Source organism: Pseudarthrobacter sp. NPDC058329 (genome assembly GCF_042879835.1).
Taxonomy (GTDB): Bacteria; Actinomycetota; Actinomycetes; order Actinomycetales; family Micrococcaceae; genus Arthrobacter.
This window is the reverse complement of the sequence record NZ_JBHVZR010000003.1, coordinates 110,875-123,624: the sequence shown is the minus strand read 5'-3', so window position 1 is coordinate 123,624 and position 12,750 is coordinate 110,875. Positions and strand designations below refer to the sequence as shown.

The following is a 12,750-nucleotide window of genomic DNA, read 5'->3' as shown; positions in this document are numbered from 1 at the left end:
AGTGCATTTTTGTATGTATTGATACCTTTGCGGCATGAGGAGTGGTGCGGGCCACGTTATTCCATCGAGAACTCCAGGTCCCGCAGCAGGCGTGCCAGCGCAGGGTTCGTAATCCTGCGGTTCCAGATAGCGTGCAGTTCCACCTGTTCGCTCTCGCCCACGGCCAGTGGCAGGAACTCCGCACCCTTGATTCCCAGCAGGGTGGCGGAGTGCGGCACAAACGCCACTCCGCGGTTTGCTGCAACCAGCGACACCATGGTCAGGATCTGGCTCACGGTGTGGACCACATTGGCATGGTTGAAGGGGAGCGTCCGGACCACCAGGTCGTAGAAATAGCGGGCCTGGGTGGCGGAATGCATAATGAGCGGCTCCTCCTTGAAGTCCTCCGGCGAGATGTCCCGCGCCAGCAGCGTCAAGGCATGGCCGGACGGGACGGCCAGGACCATGGACTCGCGGTAGAGCAGGTGGGAGTCGAAGGTTTCCTTGTCGAACGGAGGACGTGCCAGGCCGAGATCGAGTTCGCCTGTCAGCAGGCCGTTGAGCTGATCGCGCGTCACCAGTTCCTGCAGGTCTACGTCCACGTCGGGAATGATTCCGGACAACTCCTCCAGCAGCGGTCCCAGGATGCTGAAGCCGCTGGCTGCGGTGAACCCGATGCGGATCATGCCTGAGCGCCCCGAGGCGATCCGCCGGGCGGTTGCCGGTGCCCGTTCGGCAAGGGCCATCAAGCGGCGCGCCTCCTCCAGGAACGTCCGCCCGGCATTCGTCAGTTCCACTTTCCTGTTGTCCCGCTCCAGCAGTTCCGCCCCGACGATCTTCTCCAGCTTCTGGATCTGCCGGCTGAGCGGGGGCTGTGTCATGTTCAGGCGTTCGGCTGCCCGTCCGAAGTGGAGCTCCTCGGCTACGGCTATGAAGCCGGCCAGCTGGTCAAAAGTAAACATGATGCCTTCCAGGTATCAAATGATGCAGATTTGGGCTTAGACATGCATCATAACCACTCCCTACACTCGACAAAGCGAACGGGGTGACCCGCTTCACAGATGTTCCGGGCCCCAACGCCCGCCGTGCCAACTAGGAGTTCCAATGAAGCACTTCCCCACACGCCGCGCGATTCTCGGAGCGGCGTCCGCCGTCACACTCTTGGCCCTGACCGCGTGCGGCAACGTTGCCGGCGGCGGCACGGCCGATTCCGCCAAATACCCAACCGGCCCTGTGAACCTTTCGGTGGGCCAGGCCGCCGGCGGCAGTACAGACCTAATCGCCCGCGCCCTCGCCGAAGGCGCCTCCAAGACCCTCGGCCAGCCAATGCCCGTGGTCAACAAGCCCGGCGCGAACGGCGCGCTGGCTACCAAGGAAGTGGCCGGCAAGCCCGCCGACGGCCAGGAACTGGTCCTGCTCAACGCATCCCTGATCACCATCACCCCGCTGGCGGTCAGCGCCGATGAAGCCGTGAACATCGACGACCTGGACATCATCGCCGGCCTGTCGCAGGACGACTACGTGCTGGTGGCCAGCGCCGAGTCCGGGTTCAAGACCTTCCAGGACGTGACCGCAGCCGGGCGCAACGTCACCTTCGGCACTACCGGCGTCGGCACGGGAAGCCAGCTGGCCCAAACCGTGCTCTTCAAGCAGGCCGACGTCAAGGGCACAGACATCCCCTTCGACAGCGGCAAGCCCGCCCTGACGGCAGTCCTCGGCAACCAGGTTGAGCTCGCCACCATCCAGCTCGGCGAAGCCATGCCGCAGATCGAGGCCGGCAAGGTGAGCCCGCTCCTGGTCTTCTCGGAGGAGCGCACCAGCTTCCTTCCCGATACGCCCACGGCAAAGGAAGCCGGCTACGACGTTCCGGTCGCCCAGTACCGTGCAGTGGCTGCCCCGAAGGGCACCCCGCAGGAGGTCAAGGACAAGCTGCTCGCCGCGTTCCAGGAGTCGTTCAAGTCAGACGCCTACAAGGAGTTCAACACAAAGAACTCGCTGACCCCGAAGGAGATCTCCGGCGAGGAAGTCGTCACGGAATGGAAGGCCTACGCAGCGAAGTACAAGGAACTGGTGGAGAAGTACGACATCAGCCTGAGCGGAAATAAGTGATTCCTGTGAAAGGAACCCCTTCAGGACCCGCCGGAGGCAGCAGCGATACTGCTGCCTCCGGCGGGGACGCCCCCCATACCCTCCCCGATGAACTTCTGGACGACCTGACGCCCGAGCAACTGGCAGCACAGTGGGAGGAAGAAAAGCCTCCCGCAGCCGGGGCCCTCGCCAACGCCGCATCATCACTGGTGGTTCTCGGCGTCGGCGTTGCCGCAGCCATCCTCTCGATGGCCATGGGGTTGGGCACGCCGTCCGCCCCGCAGCCCGGCCTGTGGCCATTCATCATCAGCTGCGTCATGGTGGCCCTGGGATTGTTCCAGCTGATTGCCGGCCGCCACAACCGGGACGCGGAAAAGTTCACCCGAATGTCCGTCGCGCCGCTGACCGGCCTGGTGACCCTCGCCGCCATGGTGGCCCTGATGCCGCTGATCGGCTTCGAACTGCCGGCCCTGGTGCTGTGCGTCATCTGGATGCGCTTCCTCGGCGGCGAAACCTGGCGCTCCACCCTTGTGGTCAGCGCGAGCGTCGTTATTGGGTTTTATGCCATCTTCGTCCTCGCCCTGAAAACCTCCATTCCCCACCTCTTCTAGGAGACCTTCCGTGGATTTTCTTAATCCCGTTATCAACGGATTCGCGGTAGTCCTGGAGCCAACCAACCTCCTTTACTGCCTGATCGGCGTCGTGATCGGCATGCTGATCGGTGTGCTGCCCGGCCTGGGGCCCGCGGCAACCATTGCCATCCTGCTTCCGCTCACCTACAATGTGGAGCCGGTCACCGCCATCATCATGCTGGCCGGGATCTTCTACGGTGCCCAGTACGGCGGCACCATCACCTCCGTGCTCCTGCGGCTGCCGGGTGAAGCTTCCTCGGTGGTTACCGTGTTCGACGGCTACCAGATGGCGAAACAGGGCAGGGCCGGCACAGCGCTGGGCCTGGCATCCATCGGCTCCTTTGTCGGTGGCACCGCCGCCATTATCGGCCTGACGTTCCTCGCCCCCATCGTGGCGAGTTTCGCCCTGGACTTCGGGCCGCCGGAATACACCGCGCTGGCCATGCTCGGCATCCTCCTCGTGGCGACCATCAGCAGCGGGGCCAAAGCCAAGGCGCTCATCGCCGCGGCGCTCGGACTGCTTCTTGCCACGGTTGGCCGGGACATCTTTACCGGCGAAAGCCGGTTTACGTTCGGCAGCCTGCCGCTGGCTGACGGGCTCGACTTCGTGCCGATCGCCATGGGAATCTTTGGCCTGGGCGAGATCCTCTACAACCTGGAGGAGCGGCACCGGGCCGCCAAGGCGCCGTCGAAGGTGGCCAACGTCTGGCCCTCCCGCAAGGACCTCAAGCAGGCTTCCGGAGCCATCGGCCGGGGATCCGTTCTGGGCTTCTTCCTGGGCATCCTGCCCGGCGGTGGAGCCACTATCGCCTCCATGGCCTCCTACGCCATGGAGAAAAAACGGGCCAAGCAGCCCGAGCGTTTCGGCAAGGGGGCACCGGAGGGCGTCGCCGGACCGGAAACCGCCAATAACGCCGCGGCCACCTCGTCCTTCATCCCGCTGCTCACGCTCGGCATCCCCGCCAACGCCACCATGGCGCTGATGTTCGGTGCGCTGCTGATTCAGGGTGTCACCCCGGGTCCGCAGCTCGTGGAACAGAACCCCGAGCTGTTCTGGGGCGTAGTGAACTCCATGTACATCGGCAACATCCTGCTCCTGATCATGAGCCTGCCGCTGGTGGGAATCTTCGTGAAGATCCTGCGGGTCCGGGCCGCGATCCTGGCGCCGATCACGGCCCTGATCACGCTGTTGGGTGCCTACACCATCAACAACAGCATGTTCGACGTCACGCTCGTCGTGGTCTTCGGCATCATTGGCTACCTCATGAAGAAGTTCGGTTTCGAACCGGGTCCCCTGGTGCTGGCCTTTGTGCTCGGCGAACTGCTGGAAAGCTCCATGCGGCGCTCCCTGCTGGTATTCGGCGGCGATCCCCTCGGCTTCTTCGGCCGCCCGATTTCGGCGACCCTGCTGGTGGTCTTTGTCCTCGTAGCCGTGCTTCCGGCCATCCGCGCTGCCATCGCCAAGCGCAAGCGCACTTCAACTGCCTCAACATCGGTCACCACGCCGGACATCAAGGAGAAGGTATGAGCATCATCGTCGGATTCGTCCCAACGCCCGCAGGACAAGCGGCACTCACGGCAGGAATCGCCGAAGCGAAGCTCCGCAACGAGGACCTGGTGATCGTGAACTCAGCGCGGCAGGGTGCCCTGGTGGATAAATCAGTGGCAACTGAGGACGTCCTGGCGCAGGCCGCCAAGCGTGCTGCCGACGTCGGCGTCACGGCAAGGGTCATCCAGCCGCCCTACCAGCACGATCTGGCCGATGAGTTCCTCGACGTTGCCAGGGAGGTTGATGCCTCGCTCATCGTTATTGGCCTGCGGCACCGCACCAACGTAGGGAAGTTCATCCTGGGCAGCCACGCCCAGCAGATCCTGATGCAGGCTGACCGACCCGTCCTGGCCGTCAAGGCCGACGGCGGCAACTTCTAACGCCGGAAAGCAGCATGTACAAACACAACCCCACCCGCCGCGGCGCCACACGTTCACCTGCGCCTGTTCCTGTCCCTGACTGGTCCAGGCTGCACAGGAAGGACCATGTGGAAGTGCGGACGGCGGGTGGGGTTGTGATGTCCGGAACCATCGACATGATCGCCGCCGACCGCAGCGTCTTCTGGATGATCCGGAACGACGGCGCCGGGCGGACCATGCTCTTCGCCGGAGACAACGTGGCAGTCATCAAGCTGCCGCAGCGGGAACACGCCGCCGCCTGACTGGCGGTCCTGAAGGCCGGGGCCGTTGGAAGCTTCGTGGACGCCGCGTTCCTAAGCCTGCGGGCGGACGTGTTCCATCAGGGCATCAAGGACCGGCAACTGGCCCTTCACCAGCTTGAGCCGGGCTTCCGCCTCGGAAAACCAGCGGGCGTCGTCGATTTCCGGGTACTGCTGGATTCTTCCTGAGCCTTTGGGCCACTCCAGCTCGAAGGTGTTGCTGACGATCTTCCCGGGCCGGAAGTCCTGCTCCGCGGTGAAGACCGTGATGATCTTTCCGGACGGCTGCCGGAACTGTCCGAGATGTTGATACTCCACAGCCGGGGCAGGGGAGCCCATCTCTTCGGCGAACTCCCGGAGGGCCGCCGGGAGAGGCTCCTCGTCCCCGCCGTACTCGCCCTTGGGGATTGACCAGGCATGAGAGTCCTTGCGCGCCCAGAACGGACCGCCCATGTGGGCTATCCACACCTCCAGCCCGCCCGCGCCACTCTTCTTGTACAGCAGTATTCCTGCGCTTAAAACGGGCATCTGACCTCCACATGCTGAGTTTCACAACGAACGGAAACTGCCGTCCAACGTTAACCTGCAGTTCATGGCGCTGCTTTAGGTTATTCCTTCAGGCACTTTGCTCGAAGGGACCCGTTATGGCCAACATTGCTGAGGTTTTGGGACGGCTTACGCCGGATGAACTTGATGAGCTTCGCACTCTTGGTCCGCAGGGGCACCTGCCGCGGTACCTGGTTGACGCGCTGGACCGTGCGGCAGGCGGACCCGGTTCAGGCCGTGGCTACTACGTGCCCACCGGAAACGTCAGTGCTACCGGCGGCCCGCTCCTGGTGCTGCGCAGCGACGTTTCCGGCTGGCTCTTCAACGCGCACAAGGACGACCCCGATTCCTTGTCGCAGCACGGCTAGGGCCGGCACCTTCCGAACCCGGCACGGGCCCCCAGTCTTAGTCAGCACAGGGGATTGTGAATGTTGCGGTGGTACCCGCACCGGGGGTGCTGTCGAGGCGTATTGAACCGCCGTGCGCTTCGATAATGGTTTTGCTGACCGGCAACCCCAACCCGGCGCCCGGGATTGCTGTTTCCCGGGACCGCGCTGACCGGAAGAATTTCGTGAACGCCTGATCCAGCTCTTCGGCGCTCATGCCGACACCGGAGTCCGTAATCGAACAGACAAGTTCCGGCCCCTCCCTTCGTGCCCGCGCCGTGATCCGTCCCCCCTCCTGCGAGTACTTCAGGGCGTTGGAGAGGAGGTTGCCAAACACTTGGCGAATCCGGTTCGGGTCAACCCGGGCGGGCATGGGCTGCTCGACGTCGAGCGTCAGCTCGAGCCCGTTCGCTGCAGCTTTGGCAATGGTCGAGTCAACTACTTCGGTCAGCAGCTTGGCCAGGTCAGTGTCCTCCAGGGACAGCTCCATCCGCTCAGAGGCAACGGCGATGAGGTCGTTGACCAGGCCCAGCAGGTGCTGGGCATTCCGGTGCACCACCAGAAGCTCCGCCTGGATCTCCTCGTGGCCTGGCTCGTCCAGGACCAGTTCAAGGTAGCCGAGGATCGATGTCAGGGGTGTGCGCAGTTCGTGGGAAACGGTGGCGACGAAGTTGTCCTTTGCTTCCAGCGCGCTGATCAGGCCCGTCACGTCCACGAATGTCAGGACCGAACCTCCGTCCTTTCCTTCGCCGCCGCGTATGCCGTGGGCACCCACCGAATAGGCGCGCTGTTGTCCTTGGTCAGCCGGGTCCCCGACCCAGTACAGCTCATCCGAAATGGTGGCACCGCTGATGGCGCGGGCTACCGGCGATCGATGCGGGAGCACGGGGGAGGACCGGTCGGCGAGAAACAGCCCGCCGTCACCGGCCTCCCCGGTAAGGGCTGCCAGTGCCGGATCAGCCTGCATGGCCTTGTTTGTCAGGACGGTCCTGCCCTCGGCATCCACCACCCAGACGCCAATGCCCACCGCTGCCAGCACCGCGTCCAAAAGCCGCTGGCGCCGCACGTTTTCCGCGAGCGTCTGCGCCAGTTCACGTTCGCTGTGCAGAAGTCTTTGCCGTTGCCGGAGAACGATGCCGGCCACCGCATACGCCGTCACGGCGATGGCTGACATCACAAGGGGCAGGAATATTGTTCTGATCATTGCCCCCGGAGCCTGGGCCGCGGAACCGGCGACGGCGGTGGGAAGCACAGTGCTGAGCACCGCACCCACAACGGCCAGGAAAAGCATGTACCTGTGGCGGCGTACCGAAAGCCAAATGACGGGGAACACCAGCAAAAGGCTCAGGACGTTGAAGGCCGTCCCCCCTGCCTCCCTCGTGAAGCCGATCGCTACACAGTCAAGGACGGCAATGACAGCGGACGCGCCAGGGGGCAGCCGCTCCCATGGCACGGCGAGGCAGGCGGCAAAGACCGCGGTGTGGGCCAGGAGTGCCGTCCGGAACATGTCGCTTGCCAGGGTGGCGGGGCTGAACACTGCAGCAGCCGCCACCACAAGACACACGGTGATGGTGAGGGGCAGTTGGGCCAGGACAACCCGGCCCCGGACTCCGAGCCTTCCGTGCAGCGCGTCGATGCGGTCGGCAAGCGGGCCGTTGATGGCCAACTCCCCGCCCTTGCCCGGCCCAACAATGCCCGGTTCCTGCTGTTGCTTCACTAGTCTGGCCCCCAGCGCAGAAATAGAAACCCCCGGCTGCCTGAAGGTAGTCCCCAGAGTACCTGTGACGGCAGGACCTGGCCGGTCTTTTACGTCCGGCAGCAAGCCCCTGCGCCGCAGGCATCAGCCAATCAGCAGGCTCAGGGCCTCCGTCAGGTGCTCCACTTCCCGTACCGAGAAGCCGGCCGGCACCGGCCCCGGCCCGGTGTGGCTTGCGGGGACAACGGCGTGCGTGAATCCCAGCCGGTGGGCCTCCTGGATCCGCTGGTTGATGCCGGGAACCGGCCGGACTTCGCCGGCGAGCCCCACTTCGCCAAAGGCAATCAGCCGGATGGGCAGCGGTTTCCGGGCCTTGGCGGAAGCCACGGCAAGGGCAACAGCGAGGTCCGTGGCGGGCTCGCTCAGCTTCACGCCGCCCACCGTGGCCACGTAGGAATCGTCCTTGTGCAACATAGTGCCCGCCCGCTGCTGCAGGACGGCCAGCAGCATGGAAACCCGGGAACTGTCCAGGCCGCTGGTGGCCCGCCGCGGCTGCGAGTTGGGGCTTTCGGCGAGCAGTGACTGCACTTCGGCCAGCAGCGGACGCCGGCCCTCCATGGTCACGGTGATGCACGTTCCCGAGACCGGTTCCTTGGTGCGGCTGACAAACAGGCCGCTGGGATCGGTGAGTCCTTCGATGCCGTTCTCGTTCAGGTCGAAGCAGCCGACGTCGTCGGTGGGCCCATAGCGGTTCTTGACGGCGCGGAGCAGCCGCAACCGGGAATGCCGCTCGCCCTCGAACTGGCACACCACGTCCACCAAATGCTCCAGCAGGCGGGGCCCGGCAATGGAGCCGTCCTTGGTCACGTGGCCCACCAGCAGGGTGGTCATGTTCCGCCGCTTGGCCGCGGCAATGATGGACGCAGCCACTTCACGTACCTGTGAGACACCGCCGGCGCTGCCGTCCACGTCGGCACTGCTGAGGGTCTGTACGGAGTCCACGATCAACAGCCGGGGCTCGATTTTCTCGACCTGACCCAATGCCTGGCCCAAATCAGTTTCCGCGGAAAGGTACAGCGATTCGGCCACGGCGTCGATCCGCTCGGCACGGAGCTTCACCTGTGCGGCGGACTCTTCGCCGGTAACGTACAGGACGTCCTGCGCGGTGCGGGCGAACTTCGCGGCCACATCCAGCAGCAGCGTGGATTTGCCGACGCCGGGCTCGCCGGCCAGCAGGATGACGGCGCCCGGCACCAGGCCGCCGCCCAGCACCCGGTCCAGTTCATCAACGCCAGTGGGCAGGAACGCGGCCGTGGTTGCGTCCACCTCGGCGATCCGGCGGGCAGGCTCCAGGACCGTAGTGGCCGCGGTCGTACGCGCAACGGCGGTGCCCGTTTCCTCCACGGTTCCCCACGCCTGGCACTCGCCGCACCGGCCCACCCATTTGACGGTGGTCCAGCCGCACTCGGCGCACTTGTAGGCGGGCGCCTTGGACGCCCGGGAAGTCTTTGTTGCCATGGGTTCCACCCTAGTGGCGGGCCCGGACATTCCCGCCCCGCCCGCACCCTGGTGCCACCCGGAAAGCACTTGCCGGTGACCGCAGCCACCTGTATAGTCGAACGTCGAAGGCAATTTCGCCTACAGGATTGTTACCCGAACGGGGCAAGACCTGAGAAGCACACTACGTGCGTCTCGGGTCTTTTTTTGTGCCCAAAAATGGACAGAGAGGTCTGACATGCCCAGTGTTGACTACCGGTCGCTGGCCGGAGATATCCTGCAGGGAGTGGGCGGCGAGAAGAACATCGCCAGCGTCATGCACTGCGCAACACGGCTCCGGCTGAAGCTGCGGGACGAAGCGAAAGCCGACACGGCCGCCATTGAGAAGCTGCCCGGCGTCATCACCGTGATGAAGGCCGGCGGCCAGTACCAGGTGGTGATCGGCAACAACGTCCCCACGGTCTACGCCGAGCTGGGCAAGATCACCAAGCTCACCGGAGACGACGCCGGCGCCACCGACGAACCAGTCCAGCACGGCAACCTGTTCAACCGCTTCATCGACCTGATCTCCTCGATCTTCTCGCCGGTCATCTGGCCGCTGGCCGCGGCCGGCCTGCTCAAGGCGTTCCTGAGCATGGCCACCCAGTTCGGCTGGCTGGACCCCGCATCACAGACCAACGTGATCCTGGCAGCCACTGCCGACGCCATCTTCTACTTCCTGCCGGTCTTCCTGGCGGTTACCGCCGCGAAGCGGTTCAAAACCAACCAGTTCACCTCCATGGCCATCGCCGGCGCGCTGGTGTACCCGAGCATCGTGGCCCTCTCGGCGCAGGCCGAACCGGTCAGCTTCTTCGGAATTCCCGTGGTGATGATGAACTACACCAGCTCGGTCCTGCCGATCATCGTGGCCGTCTGGCTGCAGGGCTACGCGGAGCGCTTCCTCACCCGGGTGCTTCCCTCCGCCATCCGGAACTTCACCACCCCGCTGCTGACCCTCCTGGTTATGGTGCCCTTTGTCCTGCTGACCGTCGGCCCCATCACCACCTTGGCGGCGAACGGCCTTTCCACCGGCATTAACGCCGCCTTCACCTTTGCCCCCTGGCTGGCCGGTGCGATCATGGGCGGCTTCTGGCAGGTCTTTGTGCTCTTCGGCCTGCATTGGGGCCTGGTCCCGGGGATGCTGGGCGAGATCGCTTCCCAGGGCTACTCCCTCCTGCTCGGCCCGCTGCTGGCCGCCGTGCTGAGCCAGGCCGGCGCAACCCTCGCTGTGATGGTCCGCACGCGCAACAAGGCCCGCCGCGCAGTGGCCGGTCCTGCCGCCCTGTCCGGATTCCTCGCCGGCATCACTGAACCCGCCATTTACGGCGTCAACCTGCCCCTGAAGAAGCCGTTCTACTTCGGCATCGCGGGCGGCGTCATCGGCGGCGCCATCGCAGCAGCCGGCGGCAGCGGCGCCACGGCGTTCGTCTTTCCGTCCCTCCTTGGCCTCCCCGCCTTCAGCACGGTAGGCAACTTCAGCCTGCAGCTTTTGGGCACTGGCACTGCCATCGTCATCGCGTTCCTGCTGACCTTCTTCTTCGGTCCCCGCGAAGAGGCAGCTGCAGCGTCCGACGCCGGCACTTCCGTTCCCGAAGCCGCTGCGGAGGCGCAGGCGGCAGCTGTGCCCGTCCCGGCTTCCGCCGCAACCGGCACCGCGGCCGCCGGCGCCGAGGCCCCCGGCACTGCCTCGACCACCGGCACCGGCACTTCTACCGGCACCGTCGAGATCCTCGCGCCGGTCGCCGGTCAGGCAGTGGCCCTGGCCGACGTCCAGGACAAGGTGTTTGCCTCCGGCGCCATGGGCAAGGGCCTGGGCATCATCCCGGCCGACGGCCGCATCTACTCGCCCATTTCCGGCTCCATCAAGGCGGCCATGAAGACCGGGCACGCCTTCGGCATCAAGTCCGAGGACGGCGTGGAGGTCCTGGTCCACATCGGCATCGACACCGTCCAGCTGCAGGGCCGCGGCTTTGAATCTGCCGTCACCCGCGGCCAGCAGGTCCGTGCAGGCGATCTGCTCGCCGTCGTCGACCTGGACGTGGTGACCGAAGCGGGCTACGACACCACCACCCTGGTGATGGTCACCAACACCGCCCAGCTGGGCGGCGTGGACGCGGTGGCCGCCGGCACCCTGGCCCAGGGAGACACCGCCATCACCGTCAAGGTCTAAGCCAAACTCCAGACTCCACTTCCCACTCCTACTGATGAAGGAATGATTATTGTGACCACCACTTTCCCCGACGGATTCCTCTGGGGCGGCGCCACCGCCGCCAACCAGATCGAAGGCGCCTACAACGAGGGCGGCAAGGGCCTCTCCATCCAGGACGTGATGCCCAAGGGCATCACCGAAACTCCCACGGAAGGCCCGACGCCGGAAAACCTCAAGCAGGTGGCGATCGACTTTTACCACCGCTACGAAGAGGACATCGCCCTCTTCGCGGACATGGGCTTCAAGGTGTTCCGTTTTTCCATCGCGTGGAGCCGGATCTTCCCGCTGGGCGACGAGGAAACCCCCAACGCCGAGGGACTGGCCTACTATTCCAGGATCCTCGATGAACTCGAGAAGCACGGCATCGAACCGCTGGTGACCATCAGCCACTACGAAACCCCGCTGCACCTGGCCAGGAAGTACAACGGCTGGACCAACCGTGAACTGATCGGTTTCTACGAGCGCTATTGCCGCACCCTTTTTGAACACTTCGGCGGCCGGGTGAAGTACTGGCTGACATTCAACGAGATCAACTCGGTAATCCACGAGCCGTTCCTGTCCGGCGGCATCCCCACCCCCAAGGATCAGCTCACCAGGCAGGACCTCTACCAGGCCATCCACCACGAGCTGGTGGCTTCGGCCCGGGCCACCAAACTGGCTCACGAACTGATGCCCGGGGCGCAGGTTGGCTGCATGATCATCGCCCTGCCCACCTACCCGCTGACGCCGGATCCCTCGGACGTTGTTGCCGCGATGAACACCGCCCAGGACAGCTACGCGTTCGGCGACATCCACTGCCGCGGCGAATACCCCGGCTACCTGCTGCGGTACTTCCGCGACAACGGGATTGAGCTGGACATCACCGCGCAGGACCGCGAGGACCTGAAGAACACGGTGGACTTCGTGTCCTTCAGCTACTACATGAGCATCTGCGAGACGGCCGACCCCGCCAAGAAGGTCAAAGGTCCCGGCAACATCATGGGCGGTGTTCCCAACCCCACGCTCACGGCATCCGAGTGGGGCTGGCAGATTGACCCGCAGGGGCTGCGGGTGGCGCTCAACGACTACTGGGACCGTTGGCAGAAGCCCCTCTTCATCGTGGAAAACGGTGTTGGCGCGAAGGACCAGCTGGTGGAAGTGGACGGCGCGAAGACCGTCGTCGATGACTACCGGATCGCGTACCTCAACGACCACCTGGTGCAGGCCCGCGAAGCAGTTGAGGACGGCGTCCAGCTCCTGGGTTACACCTCCTGGGGATGCATCGACCTGGTCAGCGCCTCGACCGCGCAGATGAGCAAGCGCTACGGTTTCATCTACGTGGACCGTAACGACGACGGGACCGGCTCCATGGAGCGGCACCCCAAGAAGTCCTACGGTTGGTACAAGGAAGTCATCGCCACCAACGGCGCGAGCCTGAAAGACTGACCCGAGAGAGTTTTTGGGCAGGTACCGCGCCCTAACGGCCGCTGAA

Annotated in this window: 12 protein-coding genes; 8 read left to right on the top strand and 4 right to left on the bottom strand. The window is 64.7% G+C overall.

The genetic code is table 11. The features are described from left to right. Positions 1 to 56 precede the first annotated feature (56 nt). Positions 57 to 941 (bottom strand): LysR substrate-binding domain-containing protein, encoded by an 885-nt coding sequence (locus ACFVYC_RS06655; RefSeq protein WP_387548186.1) that lies wholly within the window; start codon positions 939 to 941, stop codon positions 57 to 59. A 142-nt stretch (positions 942 to 1,083) separates the two neighbouring features. On the opposite strand from ACFVYC_RS06655, the gene ACFVYC_RS06650 reads away from it, so the two are divergent. Genes ACFVYC_RS06650 through ACFVYC_RS06630 form a run of 5 tightly spaced genes read left to right on the top strand, consistent with a single transcriptional unit; the run spans position 1,084 to position 4,909 of the window. Further along, entirely contained in the window at positions 1,084 to 2,088 is a 1,005-nt protein-coding gene (locus ACFVYC_RS06650) for a Bug family tripartite tricarboxylate transporter substrate binding protein (RefSeq protein ID WP_387548184.1), read from the top strand. A gap of 5 nt (positions 2,089 to 2,093) precedes the next feature. After that, the gene (locus ACFVYC_RS06645; RefSeq protein WP_387548181.1) at positions 2,094 to 2,678 is read left to right on the top strand and encodes a tripartite tricarboxylate transporter TctB family protein; all 585 of its coding nucleotides are present in this window, start codon (positions 2,094 to 2,096) and stop codon (positions 2,676 to 2,678) included. A 10-nt stretch (positions 2,679 to 2,688) separates the two neighbouring features. After that, positions 2,689 to 4,227, top strand: coding sequence for a tripartite tricarboxylate transporter permease (locus ACFVYC_RS06640; protein WP_387548178.1), 1,539 nt, complete (start codon positions 2,689 to 2,691; stop codon positions 4,225 to 4,227). Next, a complete protein-coding gene (locus ACFVYC_RS06635) occupies positions 4,224 to 4,628 on the top strand; it encodes a universal stress protein (protein ID WP_387548176.1) in 405 nt (134 codons plus the stop codon). The genes ACFVYC_RS06640 and ACFVYC_RS06635 overlap by 4 nt, the downstream gene beginning before the upstream one ends. A gap of 14 nt (positions 4,629 to 4,642) precedes the next feature. After that, on the top strand, positions 4,643 to 4,909 hold the full coding sequence (locus ACFVYC_RS06630) for a hypothetical protein (protein ID WP_387548174.1): 267 nt from the start codon (positions 4,643 to 4,645) through the stop codon (positions 4,907 to 4,909). 51 nt (positions 4,910 to 4,960) lie between these two features. On the opposite strand, the gene ACFVYC_RS06625 is transcribed toward ACFVYC_RS06630, so the two are convergent. Beyond that, positions 4,961 to 5,434, bottom strand: a complete 474-nt coding sequence (locus tag ACFVYC_RS06625) for an NUDIX domain-containing protein (protein ID WP_387548173.1) — start codon at positions 5,432 to 5,434, stop codon at positions 4,961 to 4,963. 116 nt (positions 5,435 to 5,550) lie between these two features. Here ACFVYC_RS06625 and ACFVYC_RS06620 point away from each other — a divergent pair, with 116 nt between their 5' ends. Continuing rightward, the gene (locus ACFVYC_RS06620; protein ID WP_387548172.1) at positions 5,551 to 5,820 is read left to right on the top strand and encodes a hypothetical protein; all 270 of its coding nucleotides are present in this window, start codon (positions 5,551 to 5,553) and stop codon (positions 5,818 to 5,820) included. 37 nt (positions 5,821 to 5,857) lie between these two features. Here the strand turns inward: ACFVYC_RS06620 and ACFVYC_RS06615 are convergent, their stop codons facing one another. Both ACFVYC_RS06615 and radA read right to left on the bottom strand, forming a co-directional pair. Next, positions 5,858 to 7,555, bottom strand: coding sequence for a sensor histidine kinase (locus ACFVYC_RS06615; RefSeq protein WP_387548170.1), 1,698 nt, complete (start codon positions 7,553 to 7,555; stop codon positions 5,858 to 5,860). A gap of 123 nt (positions 7,556 to 7,678) precedes the next feature. After that, positions 7,679 to 9,052 (bottom strand): DNA repair protein RadA, encoded by a 1,374-nt coding sequence (gene radA / locus ACFVYC_RS06610; protein WP_387548167.1) that lies wholly within the window; start codon positions 9,050 to 9,052, stop codon positions 7,679 to 7,681. A 217-nt stretch (positions 9,053 to 9,269) separates the two neighbouring features. Between radA and ACFVYC_RS06605 the strand changes: the two genes are divergently transcribed. Continuing rightward, positions 9,270 to 11,240: a beta-glucoside-specific PTS transporter subunit IIABC gene (locus ACFVYC_RS06605; protein WP_387548164.1), complete on the top strand. Its 1,971-nt coding sequence runs from the start codon at positions 9,270 to 9,272 to the stop codon at positions 11,238 to 11,240. A 42-nt stretch (positions 11,241 to 11,282) separates the two neighbouring features. Continuing rightward, the gene (locus ACFVYC_RS06600; RefSeq protein WP_387548162.1) at positions 11,283 to 12,704 is read left to right on the top strand and encodes a glycoside hydrolase family 1 protein; all 1,422 of its coding nucleotides are present in this window, start codon (positions 11,283 to 11,285) and stop codon (positions 12,702 to 12,704) included. Positions 12,705 to 12,750 lie beyond the last annotated feature (46 nt).